Here is a 24,921-nt window from a genome sequence, read left to right as displayed (position 1 = left end):
AATTAAAAATCGTTGTTTAGGTAAAATTACAGGTTCACCCGCCGAGAGTAAAGCAATGCAAAGGAGATTCCGTTAAATGGCTTTTTGGCGTCTTTTATTGGTAATGGCCTAGGGAAACAGCCGGGGAGGCAGAATTTTATAATGGCGTGCCGACGATTTTTTTTTGGTGCTTTTCAAATTCAATGAATTCTTTAATCTTTGGGGAAAATAATAGCCATGGATATTAAGGCACTTGACAAGGCCCTGCAAGAGATCGTCGCAAAGCGTAAGGAACTGGAAAAGATCGATTACAACAACCCGAAGTATGACGACCTGGAAGAAGAGCTGCACGACCTGGAAGACGCGTTTCAGGACGAGTACGGCGAGTACCTGGAAGATGCGCTGCAGGAAGTGCACGACACGCTCTGCCCCGACAACGACGTGCTGATGCCGATTGCCTACCTGGGCAAAGGAGTGTATGTCGAAGTAGACAAATACGCCGGTAAAGACACGAAGCTTGTATTGGAAAGCAACCCGCCCCGCGTGATACTGACGGTGGGTAAAGACAAGCAGGAAGTCGTCTGGACTGCAAAATAATATAAAACGAAAGAGCCTCCGCAAGGAGGCTCTTTTTATAGCTTTACGCGTACCCTAGTCGCTGTCGTACGCGGCCCAGGACCTCACGCGCAATGACCCGCGCTTTTTCTTCTCCTCTTTCCAGCTTGCGCTCCAGCTCATCGAGGTTGCTCATGTAGTAGTTAAAGGCTTCACGCTCTTTGCGGAACTTCTCCAGGATGAGCTCGTACAGTTCTTGCTTGGCATGTCCGTAACCAAAATTGCCGGCTTCATACTTCTCACGCAAGGCTTGTTTTTGCGCGGACGTTGCCAGGAGGCTATACAAAATAAATGTATTGTCTTTGTCAGGATTCTTGGGGGCTTCCATCGGCGTGCTGTCCGAGACGATGGATTTTATTTTTTTGAGCAGGTCCTTCTCGGGCAGGAAGATGTCGATGGTGTTGCCATACGACTTACTCATTTTCGAGCCGTCGGTGCCGGGGATGATCTTGACCTGCTCTTCGATGCGGGCTTCGGGGAGGACAAATGTCTCGCCGTACTGGCGGTTGAAGCCCGCCGCGATGTCGCGCGCGATCTCGACGTGTTGCAGTTGATCTTTGCCTACTGGTATATAGTTTGCATCATATAAGATGATGTCGGCGGTCATGAGCACCGGGTATGTGAACAGGCCGACGTTTACGTCCGACAACCGTTCGGCCTTGTCTTTAAAAGACACGGCGTTTTGCAGCATCGGGAAGGGCGTCATGCAGCTCAGATACCAGGTAAGCTCGCATACTTCGGGGATGCGCGACTGACGATACAGGTAGTTCTTTTCAATGTCGAATCCAAAGGCGAGCCATGCCGCGGCCACCGCGCGGACGTTGCTGACCCGCGTTTCGGCGTCTTTAATGGTGGTCATGGAATGCAAGTCGGCAATGAAGAAGAAAGACTCATTGCCAGGCTTTTGTGAGAGCTCGATGGCGGGCATGATCGCGCCCAGCAAGTTACCCAGGTGCGGTCGGCCGCTGCTTTGTATACCGGTTAAAATTCTGGCCATAATTCTGCAAAGAAAATAAAATAAAGCAGAATTGAATTAGTTTTAACTTTGCAGTGCTTAAAAATGAAGGGTAAATGAAAAAGTTGTTCTTTCTGATGTTTTTCGTGGTGGTGGGCCGTTTAGAGGCGCAGCAGCTCAAGCCGATGCAGTTCCGCGAGGAGATTTTCGACTTTGGCATGGTAGCAGAAGAGGGTGGCCCGGTAGACCATGAATTTGTGTTTACCAACGCCAGCGGGCGTCCCGTGAAGATACTGAACGTGCAGGCGTCCTGCGGGTGCACGACACCGGGCTGGTCAAAAGACCCGGTGCCGTCGGGCAAGACCGGTTTTATCAAAGCCAGCTATAACCCCAAGGGCAGACCCGGGTATTTTAATAAAACGCTGACCGTTACGACAGACCTCGATGCAACGCCCATCGTGTTGCAGATCAAAGGCCAGGTGAGCTCGCAGGCGCAGTCGGCCGCCGAGTTTCCCATTGCCAACGGTAACTGGAAATTAAAGACCGGTTCGTTTAATCTGGGCAAGGTGTACCGGAAAGATGAATTCACCAGCCGCGACTTTCAGGTGATCAATGCCGGCACAAAGGCCATTACTTTTACAGGCAAGTATGTAGGACCGACGTATATCAAAGTTGACGTAACTCCCAAAGTGCTGGCGCCGGGCGCCAAAGGAAATGTGAAGGTAAGCTACAACGGCAAGCTGAAAGACTCATACGGGTTTCAATCCGACAACGTAGAGATCACGACGGACGACGAGCAACAACCGGTAAAGTCTTTTTCAGTATACGCTACGTTGGAAGATTACTTTGAGCCGCTCGGACCGCAGGAGCTGAGCAAGGCCCCGCAGATGAAGCTCAACACCACATCCTTTGAGTATGGTCGTGTGACGCAGGCGGGCGCCACACGCGAGCTACTGTTTACCAACACCGGTAAAAAAGACCTGCAGGTAAAGGCGGTGCAGGGTAACTGTACCTGCATTACCGCACAGGCTAACAAGACGACGCTGAAGCCCGGCGAAAGCAGCTCGATCCGGATCACACTCCAGCCGCAGGACCGCTCCGGCACGTTGCAGAAAGCCGTCACGGTATATTCCAACGACCCGCAGAACCCCGTACAACGCATCACATTTTCGGCATATGCCGACTAGCCGATAGGCCGGACGATATAGCGGATCATAAAAAAAGCCCCCGGGAAGTACCCGGGGGCTTTTTTATGACATCGCTGTAAAATGTCTTATGCTTTCAGGTATTTAATGGCTTTTTGCTTTACCATATCACGGTCGGCAGTGATAGAAGGGTCGCTGTATACGTGCTGCGATATTTCGCCCACGACTGCCTTTTTGAAGCCGAGTTTGTCAGCGATCTGCTCGCAGAACACGATCTCGCTTCGGAATACCTGGCCGTCCATTTTCATCAGCTGGATGAGGTGGTACAGGTGCTCGAATTTTTCGTCGTTGGTCAGGCTGGAAATATTGCCGATGGGTTGAGGGTTGTTTAACATGGTGTCAACCTCTTCCTTGCTAATGCCGTTTGCTTTGGCAATGATCTGGATGAGTTTTGACTCCCGGTCTGCTACTTTCCGGTCGCTGGCAGCCAGGTTGATCAACACATTAAGTTCAGCTTTTTTGTCAAAGATCATAGATGCTCTTGGTTTGAAATGCAAATGTTAGAAAATCGGCTATGAAATTTAGTGTAAAATACGAGGATTTCGTACATCCTCAAAATAATTAACGATGGCCGCCGGACATGCAACCCTTATATTTGCCGCCGGTCTTTACGACAAATATTCAAACCGCTATGAAGAACATAATCAGCATACTGCTACTGGTGATCGGGGTTGCAGAAGTGTTTGGGCAGGAATCCCAAACACGGAATGTAGGGGCATTTTCAGGGGTAAAAGTAGCCGAAGGCATCGATGTGTACCTGCGTAAGGGTGATAAAGAGGCTGTGCGTGTAGAGGTGACAGGCACCAAACCCGAAAACGTCGTGACCGAAGTGTCGGGATCGTACCTGAAGGTACATATGCGCGACGGCAACTTTCGCAACAATGTAGATGTGAAGGTATATGTCACGTTCGTAAACCTCGATAAGCTTTCGGCCAGCTCGGCCGGCAGCATCTTCTCCGAAGGCACCGTGGCCGCAAAAGAGTTGGAAATCAGCGCTTCCAGTGCGGGCACGATCGAAGTCGCCCTCGATGCCGAGGCGGTGGAAGTGAATGCATCCAGCGCGGCCGATATCGAGCTCACCGGCAAGGCCAGGGCCCTGTCGATCGAGGCCAGCAGTGCCGGCGAGATCGACGCTTATGGGCTGGAAGCACAAAAGGCGACCGCCGAAGCCAGCAGTGCCGGTTCGGTAAAGATATCGGTGGTCAGCGAGCTGGTGGCGCACGCCAGCAGCGGCGGCAGCATCCGCTTTCGCGGAAACCCCAGTAAATCGATCACCGATTCGAGCAGCGGCGGGTCCGTTAAGAAATCGAACTGATCATTACATCGGATCGGCGTCCAGGATGACCCGGGTGCTGCGGAATTCCTTTTGTTGTGTCAGCGACTCGGTAAGCGACAACAACGTACTCTTGATCTGCGCCAGGTTGGGCGCGGCCCGTGGCACCTTGATCAGGATATTCATCAGGAACTGGTTTCGTATCTTCGAAATGGCCGGCTCGCCCGGACCCAGGATATAGACCGAGGGCAGGTTCGTGCGGCAGGACTCTGCCAGCGTCTCGGCCGCCTGCCGGCACACGCGTTTGTCGGCGTGTTTCAGCGTGATCTCGATCAGGCGGGAGAACGGCGGGTAATGATGCTGTTGTCGGTCGGCCAGCTGCACCTCGTAAAACCCGCGGTAGTCGTGTCGCAGGATCAGCTGCAGCAGCGGATGCTCCGGGTCGGAGGTCTGCACGATCACCGTGCCGCGTTTATCTCTTCGTCCGGCGCGGCCACTCACTTGCGTGATGAGCTGAAACGCCCGTTCATAGGAACGGAAGTCCGGAAAGTGGATCATGCGGTCGGCGTGAAAGATGCCCACCAGGCTGACGCGGTCAAAGTCAAGTCCCTTGGTCACCATCTGTGTCCCCACCAGGATGTTGGTCTCGCCGCGCTCAAACGCGTCTATGATCGTTTCGTACCCAGTCCTGGAGCGGGTAGTATCCAGGTCCATGCGCTGCACCTGGGCGTTGGGAAAATGCAGGTTGAGCTCTTCCTCTAATTTTTCGGTACCATATCCCACGGTCTTGAGCCGGGCGGATGTACAGCTAGGGCATTGCTGTGGTAAGTTCTCTTTATACCCGCAGTAGTGACACACCAGCGCGTGGCGATACTGGTGGTAAGTCAGGCTCACGGCGCAGTTCACACACTTGGGTACCCAGCCGCAATCTTCGCAGTTTACCATGGGCGAGTACCCGCGGCGGTTCTGAAAGATGATGACCTGTTCCTGCTGTTGCAAGGTCTCGTCGATCTTGCGCAGCAGGAGACCCGTGAAATCGCCCTTGAGCGTCTTCTGACGCCGTTCGAGGCCGATGTCCGCCAGCACCACCTGGGGCAGTTGCGCGTCACCATAGCGTTTGTCGAGCGTGACCAGCCCGTATTTGCCTTGCTGTGCCTGGTAGTACGACTCAACGGACGGGGTAGCCGAGCCGAGCAATACTTTGGCGTGGTGCATATGCGCCATCATCATCGCCACGTCGCGCGCATGATACCGCGGGGCGGGCTCTTGTTGTTTATAGGATGAATCGTGCTCTTCGTCGACGATGACGAGCCCGAGATTGTCGAAGGGCAGCAACACCGAAGACCGCACGCCCACCACAAACTTGAAGCGCCCGGATAATACACCGTTCCATACCTCTACGCGCTCGGCGTCGGAGAAGCGGGAGTGGTATACGCCCATGGTCGTACCAAAGACCTTCTTCAGGCGGTGTACGATCTGCGTCGTGAGGGCGATCTCCGGCAGCAGGTACAATACCTGTGATCCGCCTTCGAGCGCCTGGCGGATCAGGTTGATATAGATCTCGGTCTTGCCGCTGCCCGTCACGCCGTGCAGCAGCGTATAGTCGTGCGTGGTAAAAGATTTCAGGATGTCCTGATGTGCCTGTTGTTGTAAGGGGCTCAGGGGGATGACGGGGGTATCGTGGATGTCCTCGTCGGGAAAGCGCGACACGATGACGTCGAACTCTTCAAAGATGTGATGCTTGACCAGCGTCTTGATCGACGAATCGGAAAGCTCCGGGTCGTCGGTCAGGATCTTACGCGAAAGCCCTGCGGCATTCGATCCGGGGTCCTGCATGACGTGTACAAGCTGCAGGTAACGCAGCAGCACGGCTTCCTGCAGCGGCTTTGTTGCCAGCGTCTGGAACAGGTCTTCCAATGGCTTGGCCGTTGTATAGGCCGTCGTCAGCCGGATCCGGCGGTCGGTCTTCGGCCGGTATTTCTCTTTCAGCTCCTCGAAGAGGATGATCGCTTCTTTCGCGGCCAGTGACTTGAGAACGTTGTAGGGATTTTTGACACCCAGCAGCGTAGCGATCGCGGTATAGTCCATCGATTCGCCGGCGAGGGTGCGCAACAGCAAGGCTTCCTTTTCGGTAAAAGAATACGGCGTTTCTTCGAACGAAAAGGCAGGGTGCAGCTGCACCATGCTTTCGCTGGACAGCTTCAGGCCACTGGGCAAGGCTGCGTTCAGTACTTCACCCGCGGTGCAGAGGTAATACGAGGCGATCCAATGGAACAGCCGCAGCTGTACATCGCTCACCACCGGAAAGGTGTCGAGCAGCTCGAGGATATACTTGGCCTCATATTCACGCGGTGCCTGCTCGTGTATGGCGGTGATCACACCGGTTACGACCTTGCGCTCGCCAAAGGGTACAATGGCGCGCTGCCCGGTGCGGATGCTTTCCTGGAAGACCCGGGGTACGCGGTAGGTGAACAGCCGGGGGATGGGGACGGGTAGAAGAAGCTCGGCAAAAAAAGTCCGGATGTCGTCGTGCTGTTCAAAGATTTCCACCATCAAAAAAGCACATTTTTTAGCCGATAGACAACGCCTGCCTGGCCATTTACTACCCGGGCAGGGCAAAACGGGCCGACAGCTGCTTATGCGCTTGCTGCACCTTGCGGCTGCCCTGCTTGCTTTCGATGCGCAGGATCCGGCTGGGGTCGTCTTCGTTCCAGAAGAACAGGCATACGATGCTGCCGCCGCTCACAAACGCGAAGGTTTGGACGTCGCTGGCCGCGGTGATCTTTTGCAGCGTTTCGAAGGCTTTGTTACTCAGGGTGATATCAAAAAAGATGATATTTTCCTCATCGGCTTCGAACAGCGTGCTGACCGACTCGACGGCCGAGGTACCGATAAACGGCTGGTCCGCCAGGCACACCGACTGCGTGATCAGGGAGATCATGACCGGCATGGGCCGGTCGGAATAGCGCGAGCACGGGAGGATGAAATATAAGCCGTCGGGGTATTCCTGCTCCACCGGCGCCGCCGCCAGCGACACGAGCATCAGCCCGGCCGCCAGTAAAAGACCGGCCTTTCGTGCGAGGAAAACCATATGGGGGATCACGCTCTTCACAGTACATCCGCTACGCGGCACAGGGAATATACTGCATTCCATGCGGATGTACCAGTAAAGTCCGTGCAATTAGCACGGGAGGACGCCGAATGCAGGCGATGATCCCCCCAGGTGGGGCAGGACTACAGGTCGAGCGCCACAGAATCCGTTGGCGCCTCTACCCGGGCATTGCCGAGGCTATCCACCGAGAAGCCGCGCAGGCTGTCGGTCAACACCGGAATGAGGGTCTCCGGTCGACCGAGCTTTTCCTGGTATTCGCGAAATTCCCGGGCGAAGAGCTCGGGCGTGTCGTACCGGTTGATGTTCGACTTGGATTTCAGCATGATGATAATCTCCACCAGCTCGTCGTCGGTGAATTGCTCGATGGGTTTATAGATGAATCCAAAGAGGCCACGGTCGGCCCAGGTGCGCAGGCGGGCGATCTTATGGTTCATGACATAGTCGAAGCACTTCTCGGGCGAGGAATATTTTTCCATGCCGAACCCGTATTCAAGATCTTGTAAGCGGCCGTCCCAGGTGATGGAATCCAACGCGGGGTTTTCCATGCGTTGGAAATCATAGACCAGGTCGCAGAAGCAATGCGCCTTGGTGTCGATGTCGTGGATGCGGAGAACATACCGCTCGCCGTAGTTGATAAAGACCTGTTGGGCAAGCGTTGTGTGATAGTGGTTGGGGAAACGCGCTTCGTAGATCCGCATAAAGTTGGCGGGCATCGGCGGGGCGGCGTCGATCTCCTTGGCGAATTCGGTCATCTGCTCTTTCGGCACCAGCAGGTACCAGCGCGAGCTGATGAGCCAATAGGCCACACCGATCTCCATGAGCGTGAGAATGACCGAGCTGATTATAAAGTACTTCAGCAGTCGCAGGAACTTCCGAAGCTGTTTAAATCGTACGGCAGGGTCTTGTACGGGTGTTCCGGGAGCTTTAGGGGAAAACGATAACAGGGGAAACTTTTTCTGGCTCATGTGCTTTATTCCGCGGCGAAAATACTAATATTTTAGTTGAGTCGACGATAAGACCGGCGTATCGCGTTGGAGTTGCTGCAGGGCATCCGGCACGGTGTATACAGGAAGGCGACAGGCCTTGTTGTAACAGACGTATACCGTCGTTTTTCCGTCGATCACGGTCTTGTCGGCCACCAGGGGCAACCCGCTGCCGGCGACAGCCCCCATAAACACGGCAAACGGCAGATATTCCCGCTGCAATTCCTTGCGTACATCCTCCAAGCCGGCGCCAAGTAACACGACCTCCGCCATTCCTTTTTCCACTTCCAGGTACACCGTGGCCCAATAGGCCATATAATTCGGTTCATCCGCGATCAGACGGCTGAATCCCGATACCAACGCCCGGGCGTTCTCTTTCCAGTCGTCACGGTCTAATAACATGCCCAGGTGCCATAAGTTTTGCGCCATCAGCGCATTGGACGAGGGGATGACGTTGTCGAAGATCTCTTTTTTCCGGGCGATCAAAGCGTCGCCATCGTGTGCGGTATAATAAAAACAGTGGTCGGCAGGATCGAGGAATAGCGCGAGCGTTGCTTCCAGGAAGAACGCCGCCCGGCGCAGCCAGTATTCGTCAAAGGTTGCCTCGTATAGCTTGCGGTAAGCCTGGATGAGATACGCATAGTCGTCCAGGAAGCCGCGGGTATGTGAGCGGCGGTCTTTATAGGACCGGTATACCTGCTGCCCGTCCAGCAGCTCGTTCTCCAGGAAGCGCATGTTCTGCACCGCCAGCGCCAGCAGGTCGGGCGACCCGAGTGCGCGGTAGGCATCCGTCAGTCCGGCAATCGTCATGGCGTTCCAGGCGGTAATGATCTTATCGTCCAGCCCGGGGCGGGGGCGGAGCGCCCGCTGTTGAAGCAAGCGGGCCTTGCTTTGCGCCAGCAGTTCCTGCCAGGCGTCGGCGGTCAGGTCTTGCTGTTTGAGGAAGTCTTCGTCGGGCAACAGGCGCGTGAGGATATTCCAGCCGTGCTCCCAGTTGCCGGTGGGCTGGGCGGCATAATATTCGGCGACCAGGGGCGCATGCTCGCCCAGGGCGTCTTCCAGATCACGGTACGTCCACACGTAGTACTTGCCTTCCTCGCCTTCGCTGTCGGCGTCGAGCGCGGAGTAAAAGCCGCCGGCAGGGCTTGTCATCTCCCGGGTCAGCCAGCCCACCGTCTCGGTAATGACCGTACGGAACCCGGGGTCGCGGGTCAGGGCATATGCTTCGGCATACAGGCTGAGCAGCTGCGCGTTGTCGTAGAGCATCTTTTCAAAGTGGGGCGCGAACCACTCGCCGTCTACCGAGTAGCGCGCAAAGCCGCCGCCGATCTGGTCGTAGATCCCGCCCATGGCGATCTTTTTCAGGGTCAGAAGCGTGTGCTGTAAAGCAGGTTGCTCACCCGTCAGCATGTGATACCGCAGCAGCCACTGCCACACCGCCGGCATGATGAATTTCGGCGCGCGGCTCATGCCGCCCCATACGGGGTCGAACTTCGCGGCCAGTTTTTCATAGAGGCCGCGGGCGGTGGCGACAAGCTCCGCTTCCACGGGAGCTTGCCGGAAACGCTCTACATCCGAGCGGAGCAGGTGTAAGCGTAATTGTTCCGCCGTGTCCTCCACTTGCTTGCGGTTGGCCAGGAAGGCGGCGTGCAGGTTTGTGAGGATCTGCGTCCACGACGGCGGAGCGAAATAGGTACCGCCGAAGAAAGGCTTTTGCTCCGGTGTCAGGAATACATTCAGGGGCCAGCCGCCATGGACCCCCAGCGCCTGCACCGCGTCCATGTACAGGTGATCGATATCGGGCCGCTCTTCGCGGTCTACCTTGATGCAGACAAAGTGCTCGTTCATCACCCGGGCGATCTCTTCATTCTCGAACGACTCGCGTTCCATCACATGGCACCAATGGCAGGATGAATACCCGATGCTGACGAGAATGGGTTTGTCCTCCTGCTGGGCCCTGCTCAGGGCTTCCGCGCCCCACTCGTACCAGTCCACGGGATTGTGTGCATGCTGAAGCAGGTAAGGAGAGGAGGCGTGTATCAGACGGTTGGTATGTTTCATGGTGTCTTGGTTCACGAAGTGAGCTGCAATTTCAATGTATGGATCTCCTGTTCAACATCTACAACAGGTTTTAGTTCTTCCAGCCGGCGCAAGGTGTCGCGCACGAACTTCTGGTGCGCCTGCGACGCCGGGTGGAACGGCCGGTGCGCCAGTGCCTGCTGGATGCCGGCCCACGTATCGGCGAAGCTTTGCAGCGACGCGTCAAAATAACGTGCCTTGAACTGCTGCCAGATATAGGCCTCGGCCTCTTCGGTGGGATGAAGCATATCGGCTTTGTAAAAACGATAGTCGCGCAGATCGTCGAGCAGGATCTCAAAAGCCGGAAAATACTCCACATAGTCGAAACGCTCCTGCAAGGTGTGGCATGCGACGCGGAGTACACTTTTGCTCACGCTGTTCAGCACCAGGGTATCTTTGATATGCCGCACCGGGCTTACCGTCAGGATGACACGCAGGGCCGGATAGCGGGCGCGCAGTGCGGTGAGTACCTCCCCGAATGAGGCGACGATCGCATCGGCCGTAAGCAGGGTCTTATCGAACCGCACCGCGGGCTGTTTGTGGCAGTTGGCCACCACTTCGCCGGTGTCGCGGCGGGTATAGGCCCAGGCGGTGCCATAGGTCAGCAGCAGGTAGTCGGTGTGTTGCAGGAACGTATGGACGGTCGCGACCTGCTGCTGAAGCCGGTGGGTGAGGGCCTCGTGTGTCAGTGCCGACAGCTCGGAGTGAAAGTCGTAGTTCAGGTGCACATCGTCGTGCCGCAGGTAAGTGTGGGGCGGGATGGGCGCATCCAGGGCGGCGTAACCCAGCGCCTTGTGCATGGACAGGGGGTTGTAGAGCGTGCCGAAGGGGTTCGCCAGGGTGGCGAGCTTGAGGGCGGCCAGCCGCGAGCCGATGGAATCCGCAAAGCAGGAACCCAGGGTGAGGATCCGCGAGGTGAGGGCCAGTGTGTGTGTCGACACACCGGCATTTAGGGTGGTTCTGAAGGTGTTCATAAATTATGTTACCGCAAACACTTGAAAATTTCGCATACTTTGAAGTATTTTTGAATCATAGGTGGACAATAATTCTGAATAAAAATAGGAAATGCCCATCTTCGATAAGAACCGTATCATAAACCATTTATATCGATGAACAACGACCTCACAGCATTTGAAAAGATCCCGGTGAGCATCTTTAAGGGCTCGGAGGAGGCCTCTCTTTTTTCGGCCCGCGAGATAGCCACTCTGATCAAAAAACGCCAGGCGGAAGGCAAGCACGCCGTCCTGGGACTTGCCACCGGCTCTACGCCGACGCGTGTATATGCGGAGCTGGTAAAGATGCACCAGAAGGAGGGGTTGAGCTTTAAGAATGTCTATACGTTCAACCTGGACGAGTATTATCCCATGCAGCCCGACACGCTGCAAAGCTACGTTCGTTTTATGAACGAGCACCTGTTCAACCACATCGATATACCGAAGAACCAGGTGCACATTCCCGACGGCACGCTGCCGAAGGATAAGGTGGCGGACTTTTGCCGCGAGTACGAGCAGAAGATCGACAGCCTGGGCGGTATCGACATCCAGCTGCTGGGGATCGGCCGTACCGGCCACATCGGCTTTAACGAGCCCGGTTCGACCGAAAAATCCTTTACCCGCCTGGTGACACTCGACCAGGTAACGCGCATCGACGCGGCCAGCGACTTCTTCGGCGAAGAGAACGTGCCCCGCAAAGCGATTACAATGGGGGTAGGTTCCATTCTCAAGGCAAAGCAGGTGATCATGATGGCCTGGGGCGAAGGCAAGGCTAAAGTGATTAAAAAGGCCGTAGAAGGCCCGATCACCGACCAGATCCCTTCGTCGTTCCTGCAAAAACACACCAACTGCCTGGTCGTGCTCGACGACGCCGCTTCTTCCGAGCTTGTACGCATCAAGACTCCGTGGGTGCTGGACAGCATCGAGTGGGACGAAGTGAAGATCCGCAAGGCTGTGGTATGGCTGTGCCAGACCGTGCAGAAGTCGGTGCTGAAGCTCACCAACCACGACTACATGGAGCACGGCATGGGCGACATCATTACCGAGTACGGCTCGGCCTACCAGGTGAACATCAAAGTATTCAACTACCTGCAGCATACCATTACCGGCTGGCCCGGCGGCAAGCCCAACGCCGACGATACCTATCGTCCCGAACGTGCCAAGCCGTTCCCGAAACGCGCCCTGATCTTTTCGCCGCACCCCGACGATGACGTGATCTCCATGGGCGGTACCTTCATCCGCCTGGTGGACCAGGGCCACGAAGTACACGTAGGCTACCAGACCTCGGGTAACATCGCCGTATTTGACGACGACGCCGTACGCTTCGCCGACTTCGTTCGCGACTTTAACGAGCAGTTCGGCCTGAGCAAAGGCGACGGCGAGAAATTCTACAAGCAGATTGTAAAGTCGATCCGGGAAAAAGGACCGGGTCAGAACGACAGCCCGGAAGTGTTGTCGATCAAAGGCCTGATTCGCCGCGGTGAAGCCAAAGCGGGTGGCCGCTACGTGGGCATTCCCGACGAGCAAATGCACTTTCTCGACATGCCGTTCTACGAAACGGGTGCCGTCAAGAAAAAGCCCCTGGGCGAGGAAGATATCAAGATCACGATGGACCTGATCGAAAAGATCAAGCCCCACCAGATCTACGCGGCCGGTGACCTTTCCGACCCGCACGGCACGCACCGTGTTTGCCTCGCGGCCGTGATGGAAGCCGTGAAGCGCCTCAAGGACAAAGACTGGATGAAGGACTGCTGGGTGTGGCTGTACCGCGGTGCCTGGCAGGAGTGGGACATCGACCAGATCGAAATGGCCGTGCCGCTCAGCCCCGACGAGCTGATGCGCAAGCGTCGCGCCGTGTTCAAGCACCAGTCGCAGAAAGACAGCGCCATGTTCCCCGGCAGCGACAAACGCGAGTTCTGGATGCGCGCCGAAGACCGCAACCACGCCACGGCACAAGCCTACAACGCGTTGGGTCTGGCCGAATACGAAGCGATGGAAGCGTTCGTGCGGTATAAGTTCTAAGAGCGGAAGCTCTTTATTTCAAATAACTGAAGGGCCTGGTGTATACCGGGCCTTTCGCTTTTAAGTCGGCCAGTAAGCCCCGGTCCACAGGGGCAGGGGGCGAGCCTTGCTGGCGCAAGTTTAGCGCGCAGCGCGCAACTTGTGCCTACACGGTAGCCAGTTTATAACTGGCGGGCAGAGAAGGTGGCGGAAGAAACGACGGCAGTTACAAACTGCCGGCCGTATAGGCACAAGTCACCGCCCTGAGACAGGGCTCAGACGTGCGCCAGTGACAGGCTATAAAAGCAAAGAGCCCCGATCGGGGCTCTTTGTATGGTCACAAGGACGAAGTCGTTGTTATTCGGCTACGACGTTAACCTTAATCTCGTGCTTTACTTCCTTGTGGAGGTCCAGGCCTACGGTGTATGTACCGATCTGCTTGGGAGCTTCCTTCAGGTGCACTTTCTTACGGTCGATGTCAAAGCCTTTTGCTTTCAGCGCGTCGGCGATCTGCAGGGCCGTAACGGCGCCGAAAATCTTACCGGTCTCACCCGCTTTGGTGCGGATCTCTATGGTCAGCTCGCCGAGGCGGCCGGCCAGCGCTTCTGCGTCTTGCTTTACCTTTGCCGCTTTGTGAGCAGCCTGGCGTACGTTTTCGTTTACCAGTCTTTTGTTCGAGTCGTTGGCGATGAGGGCGTAGCCGTTGGGGATCAGGTAGTTGTTACCGTACCCGGCTTTCACCTTCACGATGTCGTTCTTATAGCCAAGGCCCAATACGTCCTGTTTCAAAATTACTTCCATGTTCGTATATCGTTAAGGGTCCTGGAATTGATTATTTCAAAGAATCGCCTGTGTATGGAAGAATGGCCAGGTGGCGGGCACGCTTTACAGCCTGCGCTACTTTCTTCTGGAATTTCAGGCTGGTGCCAGTCAAACGGCGGGGCAGGATCTTGCCTTGCTCGTTGATGAACTTCAGCAGGAAGTCGGGATCTTTGTAGTCGATGTACTTGATACCGTTCTTCTTGAAGCGGCAGTACTTCGGCTTAACCTCTGCGCGCTTAATAGGTTCGTTCATTAATGTCATTTTTCGCGCTCCTCCTCAGTTTTTTTAACACCTTGTTTCTTGTTCTTGAATTCGCCTTTGCGTCTGCGTTCGTTGTACACGATCGCGTGCTTGTCCAGCACGGTCGTCAGGAAGCGCATAATGGACTCATCCCGTCTGTACTCAGTCTCCAGGGTGTCGATAACGGGCGCGTCGGCCGTGAATTCGATCAGGTTATAGAAGCCGGTTGACTTTTTGTTGATGGGGTAAGCCATCTTCTTCAAGCCCCAATTCTCGATGTTCAATACATCGGCATTGGCCTTCTTCAACACTTTCACGAACTTATCGACAGTATCCTTTGCCTGATCTTCAGACAAAACGGGATTTAAAATGAATACCGTCTCGTAGTTTCTCATGATAGTTTTTTATTTGAGCCTGCAAAGGTAGGCAAATTCACCGGATCACGAAACAAATGCCCAAAAAAGTCCGGTAATTGTGGTTTTTTCGAAGCTTTCTCAGGGCAAAGCCAGGGTTAAAGCATAGATAAAGCATAGTCAAAACAAAGTTAAAGCACTGATAAGGCACATTATAGGATAGTGCTTTATCAGTGCTTTAACTATGCTTTAACTCAGCTTTGGGCCTGCCACAGGGGTGGCTTTGCCCCGGTGTTACGGCGTCATTATTTCACGACAAACTGGCCGGAGCCCATTTTGTAGTCGTTGCAATAGATCTCCAGGGTGTACGTGCCGGAGGCGTAGTCCGAGCCTTTTTCGTAGGTGTAGACCAGCTTCTGCTTGGTGTTGTCGAACAGGATCTCCTGCGAGGCGGTATAGAACTCTTCCTTGCCGTTGTAGATAAAGGTGCCGGAGCCGCGGGCTACGTCGAAGATCACCTGGCCGTTCTCGTCTACGATGCGGATCATGATCTTTTTGCCTTCGATCGGGGCGACGTTGTTTTCGGCAATGTTGAATTCCGCTTTCAGCTTGCTGATCTGGCGGCTCTTGAAGGGCGACTCGCGCTCCTTGCCGCGGTCGCTCAGGGCCACGATGCGTACGTTCTCGGCTTTGAGCTCAGAGGCGATCGCCACCTTGGTGGCCAGCTCGTCCTTGCTTTGGCTCAGGCGGTTGATCGAGTCGCCAAGTTGATTCTTCTGGGTTTTCAGCGAGGTATTTTCGCTGAGCAGGGCCTTGTTGACGTGCTGCAGCTTTTCGATCTCTTCGTCCTTGGTCTTCAGCAGCAGCTCGTAGCCTTCCACTTTGTCCTTGAGGGCCTTGATCTCCTTGCCGGTGGCGCGCTTGGAGCGCTTCAGCTCAGCTTCGACCTCGGCCTTGGCCTTTTCCAGGTCGGAGACGTTGCCCCCCAGCTTTTGAACCTCGGCGATCTTGGCGTCCAGCTCGTCGCGGATCTCGGTCATGCGCTGCATGGTCGTGGCCAATTCTTGCTCGGTCGAGGTCTTTTCGGCGACGAGGGTCTGGTGCTCGCGGCTGTCGAGAAATATCTTTACTCCCTGTATAACAATGATGACCGCCATCAGGGCAATGATAATGGCGTTCTTGTTCGACTTCTTCGGGGCCTGCTCTACAGGAGAGATGTTTGTCGGTTCGCTCATAGTGGGCTTTTTGTAAAAACGCAAAAATAAAATTTCTTCCGCTGTAATTCAATGATTAATACTGCAATACAACGTGCTGTTTGTTCAATGAGGGGTCAAAAAACAAAATACCGCAGCGGTAGAGGTCGGCGCTGGCGTACACCAGCGGATGTTTACGCATCTCCTCCCAGGCCTGTTGCATGCCCGGGGTGTAGTGTATATCGTCGAAGATGAGCATGCTTTGGGCGTGTACTTTCTGCAGCAGCTGCTGAAAGTACCGTAGCGTAGGCTCGTAGCGGTGGTTGGCATCGACAAAGGCCAGGTCTACTTTGCCCGACGACGCCAGGTACGATGGCAGCGTGTGGGTGATGTCGCCTTCGATCAGGCGGATGCGCGCCGCCGGCTGCTGCGCGAAGACGTTGCGCGCGACGCCGGCCACTTCGGGGGCGCCCTCCAGGGTGGTGACCTGCGCGCCGGCCGTGGCGAGGTAAAGTGTATTGAGGCCCAGCGACGTGCCGAGCTCCACGACGTGTGTGTAACCGAAGTGGCGAACGATGCGATGGTATAAATGCGCAAAGCGCTCAGGGCTAATGCTGGTGCGTGCAATGGACTGCACGGTGCGCGACGTGGTCTGACCGTATTGTGGCCCGGCACCAAGGTCCTGGATCGTCAGGCGCGTGGTGTCCTGCAGCAGCGTATCGCGTATGGATTCCAGCGCCGGGAGGCGTGGTGGACGCGGGGTGGGGGCGACCACGCGGGTATAAAAGTCAAAAAAAAAGGGCGAATGCAGCGAGTGCTTGTTGACGGCATCCAGCCAGTAGGTGAAGTACGTTTGAAATTGAAAGCGCGTGGGCATGCTGCGGGGTGGCGGGTAACGGGTACCGGGCGTTTGTGCAGCGCCGCTAGTTCAGGCGGATGGGGGCGACCATGGTGAACGACGGAATGTTAACCTCTACTTTCACGCCGTCCACGACGCGTTCCATGAGGTAGGTACCCACCATCTTGCCGATACCCGACTTCAGGTTACAGCCGGAAACATACTGGTGGGTCTGACCGGGCTCGAGTACGGGTTGTTGTCCTACGACGCCTTCACCTTCTACTTCGCGCGGGCTGAAGCCGGCGTCGTGAATGTGCCAGTGACGGCGCAGCAGCTGGATGGTGTAATCACTCTGGTTCTCGATCGTGATGCGGTAGGTGAAGACATAATGGTACTGGCTCGGGCTGGAATACGCCGGTTGATACTCCGTCTCCACTGTTACTTTGATCCCTTTGGTGATTTCCGTTACCATGTTAGCATCAAAAATATCAAAATTTTAGAATTCCCAAGTGGGGGGCGTTAATACTTGTTTAAGTGATTGAAAATCAGTGATATTATTTGCTTTCCGATTCCCTGAAAATGCTTCCCCTTGTATCGTTTCCCGCCACCGATTAGTTTTAGGCATGGATGTTAAAATTGCGCCTTCCTGGAAGGACCGTCTGGCCGCGGAATTCACCAAGCCGTACTTCGAAAACCTCATCAGTTTTGTCAAACAAGAGTATCAAACGCAGACGGTATACCCGCCCGGCAAAGAGATCTTCAAAGCCTTTGACGCGTGTGATTTCAGCCAGGTGAAAGTGGTCATCCTGGGGCAGGATCCCTACCACGGCGCAGGCCAGGCCAACGGCTTGTGCTTCTCAGTGCACGACGGGATCCGCATGCCGCCGTCACTGGTCAATATCTTCAAAGAGATCCAGGCGGACCTGGGCAAACCCCTGCCGGCCACGGGCAACCTGGAGCGCTGGGCCAAACAAGGTGTCCTGCTGCTAAACGCCACGCTTACCGTGCGCGCATCCTCCCCGGGATCACATCAGAACAAGGGGTGGGAAGCCTTTACGGATGCCGTCATCAAACATATTTCAGACGAACGCGAGCACATCGTCTTCCTGTTGTGGGGATCGTACGCGCAGAAGAAAGGAGAAGTTATAAACCGGAATAAACATCTCGTACTCATGTCACCACACCCGTCGCCGTTCTCGGCTGATCGGGGGTTCTTTGGGAACAAACATTTTAGTAAGACGAATGAGTATCTCGTGAAGCAGGGGCTGACGCCGATCGAGTGGTGATGCCGAAGCCAGCCATAAAAAAGCCCCCTTGCTACAAGCAAGGGGGCTTTTTACTAACACTCCTTTCAGACTATTTGATCAGCTTAAAGAAGCGGTTCCAGCGGATGCGGTTGGCGATGCCAGAGCCTCTGTCTACCGACAGCCAGATGAAGAATGCTTTTCCGACAATGTGGTCTTCGGGTACAAAACCCCAGAAGCGTGAATCGAGGGAGTTGTGCCGGTTGTCACCCATCATGAAGTAATAGTCTTGCTGGAAGGTATATTGGGTCACCGGCTGGCCGTCGATGAAGAGCTTGTCGCCTTCGATCTTTACATTCTTGTTGTGGTCGTACAGCTTGATGGTGGTGCCGTACAGGGCGAGCGTTGATTTGTCGATGGTGATGGTTGCGCCTTTCTTGGGGATCCACAGCGGACCGAAGTTATCGGTCGACCAGCGGAACAACCGCGTCGAGTCGGGGCCGCCGTACCAGTCGTAGTAGCTCGAGTAGGGGATGGTGCCCTCGTCGTGTATACGTTTCTGAAGCTCGATGGCGCGGATGTAGGGCAGCGTCTTCATTTCGTCGGCGCGGGCCTTGGTCAGCCACATCTGGTAGGCAAACTTACCGTCGGCCTGGCGGCCGTGCTCCTGATAGTCTTCGGTGCCCAGGCCCAGGTTCGACAGGTTGCGCTCGCTGATCGGGCCGTCCGACAGGATCAGGTAGCTGAACTGGATCTCGGGCGGCACGGGTGACGCCACGCCGTTGATATATACCTGCTGGTCTTTGATGGACAGCGTGTCGCCGGCGACGGCCACACAGCGTTTAATATAGTTGGTCTTCAGGTCTACCGGGTAGTCGATGCCGTCGTTCAGCCCTTTGGGCGGCACGTTGAAGACCACCACGTCTTCGCGTTTTACATGGCTGATGCCCGGCAGGCGATACTGGGGCAATTTGATCCACTCGACGTAAGAGGGAATGTTGGTGAACCAGATCTTCTGGTGTGTGAGCGGGATCTGCAGCGGCGTGGTCGTGGTGCGTGTACCATAGTGGAATTTGCTCACAAACAGGAAGTCGCCCACCAGCAGGGAGTTTTCCATCGAAGGCGTGGGAATGGTATACGCTTCCATGATCAACCAGCGGATCAGGGTGGCGGCGATCACGGCAAAACCGATCGCCTCGGTCCATTCCTGGCGGGTAGATTTTTCGCCGTGGATCTGGGTGGCAGGGCCTTTATACTTTACATCTTTTTTAAATCCCAGGTAGGGGAAATAAAAGAACGGCACCAGTACGGCGGCAGCGATCTGGTAGAACTTCTCTTTGCCGAACGACTTCATCAGATCGGCCACGACACCAATGGCGATAAGCTGACCGATGACGGGAATGAGGAGATAAAAGACCCAGGACCAGGGCCGTCCGACGATCTTCAGAATGACGACCAGGTTGTAGATTGGAATAAGCGCCTTCCAACCCGGCTGGCCTGCTTTTTCGAATAACTTCCAGAGTCCCACATAGTAGGGAATCAGAAGCGGCAGGAGCGCAAGCATTACTATAAATTCGTAACCTTCCATAAGATGCTATTGAAAAACGTGCAAAATAGAATAAATAATCGATTTAGACGGTTAGTCGCTGACGCAGCCTCAAAATTTCAAGTAATCGTCCATCGAGAGCACGCCTTTTTTATCCTTGATCCACTCGGCCACCATGACAGCCCCCTTGGCAAAGCCCTCGCGGGAATGCGCAATGTGTTTGATCTCGATATCGTCAATGGGAGAGGCGTATTTCACGACGTGTGTGCCGGGCACCTGGTCGATGCGGAAAGATTTGATCACCAGGTCCTCGGGATTGCCGGTATCCTGGTTCACCCAGCCTTTTTTGCGCGACAAGTGTTTCAGGGTACCTTCCGCCAGGGTAATGGCGGTACCGCTGGGGGCGTCTCTTTTTTCGGCGTGGTGGATCTCGTCCATCTCCACGTCGTACTCCGCTATATGCTGGACCATTTTGGCCAGGTACTCGTTCAGCTTAAAGAAGATGTTCACGCCGACGCTGTAGTTGGACGCGTAAAAGAACGCGCCCTGACGTTCGCGGCAAAGCGCTTCGATCTCGGGCTTGCGTGTCAGCCAGCCGGTCGTGCCGCACACCACGGGAATGTCTTTCAGTAAGGTCCGTCTTACATTTTCAAAGGCAGCATCGGGATGAGAGAATTCGATGGCAACGTCGCCCGAGGCGGTTTCAAATTCGTGTTGGTTGTGAAGGTCGATGCGGGCGGAGATGGTGTGACCGCGCTCGAGGGCTACGCGCTCAATGATTTTCCCCATTTTTCCGTAGCCGAGAAGGATGATGTTCATGTAAGGGTTTGTGAGTTCGCCGTAAAACTAAAAACTTTCCGAAAGTTTAGTGCTCCCGGAAAGCTTTTAGTTCGGATTCGTCTATACGACTAGCAAAACTCTTCAAACACTTCGACCAGGTGCTGGCCGATCATTTGGGCATTGCGGCCCTCAATGTGGTGACGTTCAACAAAATGAACCAGCTCGCCGTCTTTGAACAGGGCGATGGAGGGTGATGACGGCGGATAGGGCAGGGTATATTCCCGTGCTTTCGAAACCGCTTCTTTATCAACACCGGCAAATACCGTCGTTAATTGCTGAGGCTTTTTGCCTGCATGCGCTACGGCCCATTTTACACCCGGGCGCGCTGCGCCGGCAGCACAACCGCATACAGAGTTGATCACCAGCAGGGTTGTACCTTTCTGGTTCTTCAGACAATTATCAACTTCTTCAGAAGTCTTCAGTTCAGAGAAGCCAGCGCTGGTCAGATCGGTGCGCATGGGCGCCACTAGTTGTTCGGGATACATATTGTTTTTTACAAAGTTAAATCGGATCGTACTGTTATTATAACAAATTATAAAAATCCTAGTTCAAGCTTGGCCGCCTCGCTCATCATGTCCTGCGAGTAGGGTGGGTCAAAGGTCAGCTCCACCTTCACGTCGTTTACACCTTCGATGGCCTTCAGTTTCTGCTCCACTTCGCCGGGGATGGATTCGGCAGACGGGCACGAGGGCGATGTGAGCGTCATCTGTACATACACATTGTTGACGGGGTACACATTGATCTCGTAGATCAGCCCCAGCTCATAGATGTCCACCGGAATTTCGGGGTCGTAAACGGTCTTGATGGCCTGGAGGACCTTTTCCTGTAAGTCCGGAATGGCTGTCGTGGAGATATGTTGTTCGGTAGGACCGGCAGTTTCGCTCATGACTTTACTTGCATTTTTGTCTTAAACGCCAGGGCATACAGTTTCATCTGTTTGATCATGGCTCCAAAGCCATTAGAACGCTGGGTGCCGATAAAGCGTTCCATGCCGATGCGGTTCATGAATGTAAGATCCGCATGCAAGATCGCGTCCGGCGTCTGCCCGTTAAAGATCCGTACCAGCAAGCTGACAAGCCCTTTGGTAATGGCCGTGTTGCTATCGGCCGTAAAGTAAACTTTGCCGTCTTCGGTCTGGCCCGAAAGCCACACTTTGGACTGGCATCCCTTGACGACATTTTCCTCGGTCTTGTCGGCTTCCGGCATCTCGGGGAGCTTCTGGCCGAGTTCCATCAGGTAGAACACGGCCATTTCGCGGTCGCCGTCCAGGAGAGAGAATTCTTCGGTTATTGCGTCCTGAGTTTCCTCGATGTTCATTTCATGAAGTTGATGATCCGCTCGAGACCTTCCACCAGTTGGTCGATCTCCTTTTTCGTGTTATAAACAGCGAACGAGGCGCGTACGGTTCCTTCTATTTTAAAGCAATCCATCAACGGCTGCGTGCAATGGTGCCCTGTACGGACGGCAATGCCACGCGAGTCCAGCATCTGGCCGATGTCGAAATGGTGGATGCCCTCCACGCCGAACGATACCACGCCCACTTTTTGCGCGGCGGTGCCGATCAGCCGTACACCCTTCAGGGCCGAAACCCGCTCGGTGGCATACGTCAGCAAGGCATGCTCGTGGGCAGCGATGTTCTCGCGGCCCAATCCGAGAATAAAGTCCATGGCGTATTTGTACGCCACCACATCGGCGATGTTGGGCGTACCCGCCTCGAACTTATAGGGCAGGTCGTTGTAGGTGGTCTTGGGAAACGTTACGTCCTTGATCATCTCGCCGCCGGCTTGATAGGGCGGCATCTTTTCCAGCAACTCGCGCTTGCCGTACAGCAGGCCGGTGCCGGTAGGGCCGTACATCTTATGCGAAGAGAGACAATAGAAGTCGCAGTCCAGGTCCTGTACGTCGATGGCGACGTGCGCACCGGTCTGCGCGCCGTCGATCACGGCTACTGCGCCGGCGGCATGTGCCAGGGCGATGATCTCTTTTACAGGATTGATCGTGCCCAGGCTATTGGAGGCATGGTTGACCGACACCACTTTGGTACGCGGCGACAGCAGCTTCTTATAGGCCTCCATGTCCAGCTCGCCGTTCTCCAGTATGGGAATGACGCGCAGCGTGGCGCCCGTCGCTTCGCAGACGATCTGCCAGGGTACGATGTTGGAGTGGTGCTCCAGTCCGCTGATGACGATCTCGTCACCGGCTTTCAGGAACGCGCGGCCATAGGAAGATGCCACCAGGTTGAGGCTCTCCGTCACGCCACGGGTAAAGATAATTTCCTGTTCAGAACGGGCGTTGATAAACGCGCGCGCCGTGTGGCGGGTGTCTTCGTACGCCTTGGTGGCCTTCTCCGCCAGTGTATGAATGCCGCGATGGATGTTGGCGTTATACCCCGTGTAATAATCCATCAGGGCGTTGATCACGACAAGCGGCTTTTGCGAGGTGGCCGCGTTGTCGAAATATACCAGGTCACGTCCGTTTACTTGCTGGTGCAGGATCGGGAACTCTTTCCGGATCGCTTCAACATCCAGCACACGGCTGACGGCGGGAGAGGAGGTCATACTCAAAAGTTTTTGTGGAGCCGTTGGCTGATCAGGTTGTCGAGGTATTCCTTCACCACCGGGTTCTTTACGTTGGTCAGGACTTCGCCTGCAAAGGCGTACAGCATCATCGCCTGTGCCGACAGCTTGTCGATGCCGCGGGCGCGCAGGTAGAACAGTGCTTCCTCGTCCAGCTGCCCCGAGGTGCAGCCGTGAGAGCACTTCACGTCGTCGGCCCAGATCTCCAGCTGCGGTTTGGTATTGACCGTCGCCGTGGGGCTCAGCAGGATATTGCGGTTCGCCTGGAAGGCGTTTGTCTTCTGGGCTTGCGGGCGTACATAGATCTTGCCGTTGAACACGCCGCGTGCGTTGCCGTCCATCACGCCTTTGTAAAGCTCGTTGCTAAACGAGTTCGGCTTGCGGTGGTCTACCACGGTGTGGTTGTCGGCCAGCGTGTCGCCGGTCAACAGGTAGAGGCCGTACATGTGCGACTCGATGCCTTCGCCGTCCAGCACCAATTGTAAATTGTTGCGTACAAGCTTACCGTTGAGCGTGAACGTAAAGGTATTGACACGGCTGTAGTTGGCCTGCTGGATGCGTGTCATGCCGACCTGGTGACGCTGGCCGGCATCGTGTTGAATGCTGTAGAGGTTCAGGCCTGCATTTTCGGCAACGACCGCTTCCGTTACCTGGTTGGAGAACGACGGCGAGGCCCCGGCGGAGTCGTATTTCTCCAGGATGGTGACCTCGGCGTTCCGGCCCACCACGATCAGGTTACGCGTCGCGGTGACGACCTGGCCTTCGCTGGTGTCGTGCAGGTGGTACAGAATGATGGGACGCTCGATGATCTTGTTATCGGGAACGTGTACAAACAAACCGTTCGTCCACGCCGCGGTATTCCAGGCGGTGAACGCATCGGCGGCCGTATCGGCATATTGACCGAGGTGTTTTAGCACCAGGGCCGTATGCGAAACCAGGGCCTCCTGCAAGGGCAGGATGGTCAGGTCGGTCGTCTTCTGAATGCTGGAATCTGCCGGGGAAAATACGCCGTTGATAAACACCAGCGTGTCGGCTTCCAGGCCGGCAAGGGTGTAGTCGTTGATCCGGCTTGCCTGTCCGGCCGGGGTAGGCTGCGACAGGGTGAACTGTTTTTCCAGGATGCGGGTGACCGGCGTGAACCGGTATTCTTCGGCTTTGGCGGCCGGCAGACCGGCCGTGCGGAAGGCTATCGCGGCTTCTTTGCGCAGGGCGGCATCCACGGCGGTGGCCACCAATTGCTTGTCCAGCAATGCGGCTAGCTCCGAGGTTGTATTGTTATCGGTTACAGTGGCGCTCATGACAGGGATCGTGCTTTAGAGTACAGATACTTCTTCTTTGATCCAGTCGTAGCCTTTGGCTTCGAGCTCCAGCGCCAGTTCTTTGGTGCCTGACTTAACGATCTTTCCTTTATACAATACGTGTACAAAATCCGGCACGATATAGTCGAGCAGACGCTGGTAGTGGGTCACCACGATGACAGCGTTTGACTTGTTGCGCAGTTTGTTTACGCCGTTTGATACGATCTTCAGCGCGTCGATGTCGAGGCCCGAGTCTGTTTCGTCGAGGACGGCGAGCTTCGGCTCGAGCATGGCCATCTGGAAGATCTCGTTGCGTTTCTTTTCGCCACCCGAGAAGCCTTCGTTCAGCGCGCGGTTCAGCAACGCCTGATCGATCTCGACCAGCTTCATCTTTTCTTTCATCACGCCGAGGAACGACACCGCGTCCAGCGTGGGCTGGCCACGGTATTCGCGGATCTGGTTCACGGCGGTCTTCATAAAATTGATGGTGCTCACACCGGGGATTTCCACCGGATACTGGAAGGCCAGGAACACGCCTTCACGGGCGCGGTCTTCCGGCGCCATTTCCAGCAGATCTTTTCCTTCGAATGATACTTCGCCACCGGTCACTTCGTATTCTTCACGACCCGCCAGGACCGACGCCAGGGTGCTTTTGCCCGAACCGTTAGGTCCCATGATGGCGTGTACTTCGCCGGGCTTCACCTCCAGGTTGATACCGTTCAGGATCTGTTTCTCACCGATCTTCGCCTGTAAATTCTTAATCGTTAACATCGCTA

26 protein-coding genes are annotated in these 24,921 nt (G+C 55.3%); 5 read left to right on the top strand and 21 right to left on the bottom strand.

What is annotated here, in order from left to right; all coding sequences use genetic code 11:
* Positions 1–216 precede the first annotated feature (216 nt).
* On the top strand, positions 217–576 hold the full coding sequence (locus KK078_RS07435) for a hypothetical protein (protein ID WP_254089619.1): 360 nt from the start codon (positions 217–219) through the stop codon (positions 574–576).
* 43 nt (positions 577–619) lie between these two features.
* Here KK078_RS07435 and trpS read toward each other — a convergent pair whose 3' ends face one another.
* Positions 620–1,591 (bottom strand): tryptophan--tRNA ligase, encoded by a 972-nt coding sequence (gene trpS, locus KK078_RS07430; RefSeq protein WP_254089618.1) that lies wholly within the window; start codon positions 1,589–1,591, stop codon positions 620–622.
* Positions 1,592–1,665: 74 nt separating this feature from the next.
* On the opposite strand from trpS, the gene KK078_RS07425 reads away from it, so the two are divergent.
* Positions 1,666–2,736 (top strand): DUF1573 domain-containing protein, encoded by a 1,071-nt coding sequence (locus tag KK078_RS07425; RefSeq protein ID WP_254089617.1) that lies wholly within the window; start codon positions 1,666–1,668, stop codon positions 2,734–2,736.
* 86 nt (positions 2,737–2,822) lie between these two features.
* Here KK078_RS07425 and KK078_RS07420 read toward each other — a convergent pair whose 3' ends face one another.
* Complete coding sequence (locus KK078_RS07420) at positions 2,823–3,227, bottom strand: TerB family tellurite resistance protein (protein ID WP_254089616.1); 405 nt, start codon at positions 3,225–3,227, stop codon at positions 2,823–2,825.
* Between the two features lie 158 nt (positions 3,228–3,385).
* Here KK078_RS07420 and KK078_RS07415 point away from each other — a divergent pair, with 158 nt between their 5' ends.
* On the top strand, positions 3,386–4,069 hold the full coding sequence (locus KK078_RS07415; RefSeq protein WP_254089615.1) for a head GIN domain-containing protein: 684 nt from the start codon (positions 3,386–3,388) through the stop codon (positions 4,067–4,069).
* A gap of 3 nt (positions 4,070–4,072) precedes the next feature.
* On the opposite strand, the gene priA is transcribed toward KK078_RS07415, so the two are convergent.
* From priA to KK078_RS07390, 5 genes are all read right to left on the bottom strand, one after another.
* Positions 4,073–6,580: a replication restart helicase PriA gene (priA, locus tag KK078_RS07410; protein WP_254089614.1), complete on the bottom strand. Its 2,508-nt coding sequence runs from the start codon at positions 6,578–6,580 to the stop codon at positions 4,073–4,075.
* Positions 6,581–6,629: 49 nt separating this feature from the next.
* A complete protein-coding gene (locus KK078_RS07405; protein ID WP_254089613.1) occupies positions 6,630–7,118 on the bottom strand; it encodes a hypothetical protein in 489 nt (162 codons plus the stop codon).
* A 143-nt stretch (positions 7,119–7,261) separates the two neighbouring features.
* Complete coding sequence (locus tag KK078_RS07400; protein WP_254089612.1) at positions 7,262–8,104, bottom strand: hypothetical protein; 843 nt, start codon at positions 8,102–8,104, stop codon at positions 7,262–7,264.
* Between the two features lie 24 nt (positions 8,105–8,128).
* Entirely contained in the window at positions 8,129–10,183 is a 2,055-nt protein-coding gene (locus KK078_RS07395) for a thioredoxin domain-containing protein (RefSeq protein ID WP_254089611.1), read from the bottom strand.
* An 11-nt stretch (positions 10,184–10,194) separates the two neighbouring features.
* On the bottom strand, positions 10,195–11,175 hold the full coding sequence (locus KK078_RS07390; protein ID WP_254089610.1) for a GSCFA domain-containing protein: 981 nt from the start codon (positions 11,173–11,175) through the stop codon (positions 10,195–10,197).
* Positions 11,176–11,310: 135 nt separating this feature from the next.
* Here KK078_RS07390 and nagB point away from each other — a divergent pair, with 135 nt between their 5' ends.
* Complete coding sequence (nagB, locus tag KK078_RS07385) at positions 11,311–13,215, top strand: glucosamine-6-phosphate deaminase (protein ID WP_254089609.1); 1,905 nt, start codon at positions 11,311–11,313, stop codon at positions 13,213–13,215.
* 336 nt (positions 13,216–13,551) lie between these two features.
* On the opposite strand, the gene rplI is transcribed toward nagB, so the two are convergent.
* The 6 genes from rplI to apaG all read right to left on the bottom strand — a co-directional run bounded on the left by rplI (position 13,552) and on the right by apaG (position 17,113).
* On the bottom strand, positions 13,552–13,995 hold the full coding sequence (gene rplI / locus KK078_RS07380) for a 50S ribosomal protein L9 (RefSeq protein WP_254089608.1): 444 nt from the start codon (positions 13,993–13,995) through the stop codon (positions 13,552–13,554).
* 31 nt (positions 13,996–14,026) lie between these two features.
* On the bottom strand, positions 14,027–14,278 hold the full coding sequence (gene rpsR / locus KK078_RS07375; protein ID WP_254083047.1) for a 30S ribosomal protein S18: 252 nt from the start codon (positions 14,276–14,278) through the stop codon (positions 14,027–14,029).
* Positions 14,275–14,652 (bottom strand): 30S ribosomal protein S6, encoded by a 378-nt coding sequence (rpsF, locus tag KK078_RS07370; RefSeq protein WP_254089607.1) that lies wholly within the window; start codon positions 14,650–14,652, stop codon positions 14,275–14,277. The genes rpsR and rpsF overlap by 4 nt, the downstream gene beginning before the upstream one ends.
* A gap of 263 nt (positions 14,653–14,915) precedes the next feature.
* A complete protein-coding gene (locus KK078_RS07365; RefSeq protein WP_254089606.1) occupies positions 14,916–15,845 on the bottom strand; it encodes a chromosome segregation protein SMC in 930 nt (309 codons plus the stop codon).
* 55 nt (positions 15,846–15,900) lie between these two features.
* Positions 15,901–16,680: an O-methyltransferase gene (locus tag KK078_RS07360; RefSeq protein WP_254089605.1), complete on the bottom strand. Its 780-nt coding sequence runs from the start codon at positions 16,678–16,680 to the stop codon at positions 15,901–15,903.
* A 46-nt stretch (positions 16,681–16,726) separates the two neighbouring features.
* Complete coding sequence (apaG, locus tag KK078_RS07355) at positions 16,727–17,113, bottom strand: Co2+/Mg2+ efflux protein ApaG (RefSeq protein ID WP_254083051.1); 387 nt, start codon at positions 17,111–17,113, stop codon at positions 16,727–16,729.
* A 151-nt stretch (positions 17,114–17,264) separates the two neighbouring features.
* Here apaG and ung point away from each other — a divergent pair, with 151 nt between their 5' ends.
* Positions 17,265–17,927 (top strand): uracil-DNA glycosylase, encoded by a 663-nt coding sequence (gene ung / locus KK078_RS07350; RefSeq protein WP_254089604.1) that lies wholly within the window; start codon positions 17,265–17,267, stop codon positions 17,925–17,927.
* Between the two features lie 70 nt (positions 17,928–17,997).
* On the opposite strand, the gene lepB is transcribed toward ung, so the two are convergent.
* From lepB to sufC, 8 genes are all read right to left on the bottom strand, one after another.
* The gene (gene lepB, locus KK078_RS07345; RefSeq protein WP_317195878.1) at positions 17,998–19,473 is read right to left on the bottom strand and encodes a signal peptidase I; all 1,476 of its coding nucleotides are present in this window, start codon (positions 19,471–19,473) and stop codon (positions 17,998–18,000) included.
* Between the two features lie 69 nt (positions 19,474–19,542).
* The gene (dapB, locus tag KK078_RS07335) at positions 19,543–20,250 is read right to left on the bottom strand and encodes a 4-hydroxy-tetrahydrodipicolinate reductase (protein ID WP_254089603.1); all 708 of its coding nucleotides are present in this window, start codon (positions 20,248–20,250) and stop codon (positions 19,543–19,545) included.
* A gap of 89 nt (positions 20,251–20,339) precedes the next feature.
* On the bottom strand, positions 20,340–20,756 hold the full coding sequence (locus tag KK078_RS07330; protein WP_254089602.1) for a BrxA/BrxB family bacilliredoxin: 417 nt from the start codon (positions 20,754–20,756) through the stop codon (positions 20,340–20,342).
* 47 nt (positions 20,757–20,803) lie between these two features.
* Positions 20,804–21,157, bottom strand: coding sequence for an SUF system Fe-S cluster assembly protein (locus tag KK078_RS07325; RefSeq protein ID WP_254089601.1), 354 nt, complete (start codon positions 21,155–21,157; stop codon positions 20,804–20,806).
* Positions 21,154–21,588: a SufE family protein gene (locus KK078_RS07320; RefSeq protein ID WP_254089600.1), complete on the bottom strand. Its 435-nt coding sequence runs from the start codon at positions 21,586–21,588 to the stop codon at positions 21,154–21,156. The genes KK078_RS07325 and KK078_RS07320 overlap by 4 nt, the downstream gene beginning before the upstream one ends.
* Positions 21,585–22,829 (bottom strand): aminotransferase class V-fold PLP-dependent enzyme, encoded by a 1,245-nt coding sequence (locus KK078_RS07315; protein ID WP_317195877.1) that lies wholly within the window; start codon positions 22,827–22,829, stop codon positions 21,585–21,587. Before KK078_RS07315 ends, KK078_RS07320 begins: the two co-directional genes overlap by 4 nt.
* 2 nt (positions 22,830–22,831) lie before the next feature.
* The gene (sufD, locus tag KK078_RS07310; RefSeq protein ID WP_254089599.1) at positions 22,832–24,145 is read right to left on the bottom strand and encodes a Fe-S cluster assembly protein SufD; all 1,314 of its coding nucleotides are present in this window, start codon (positions 24,143–24,145) and stop codon (positions 22,832–22,834) included.
* Positions 24,146–24,160: 15 nt separating this feature from the next.
* Positions 24,161–24,916 carry a Fe-S cluster assembly ATPase SufC gene (sufC, locus tag KK078_RS07305; protein ID WP_254089598.1) on the bottom strand — a complete coding sequence of 252 codons (756 nt, stop codon included), beginning with the start codon at positions 24,914–24,916 and terminating at the stop codon, positions 24,161–24,163.
* Positions 24,917–24,921: the final 5 nt, after the last annotated feature.

The organism is Dawidia soli, from assembly GCF_018598185.1.
Classification (GTDB): Bacteria; Bacteroidota; Bacteroidia; order Cytophagales; family Cyclobacteriaceae; genus Ohtaekwangia; species Ohtaekwangia soli.
This window is presented reverse-complemented; position numbering and strand designations above follow the sequence as displayed.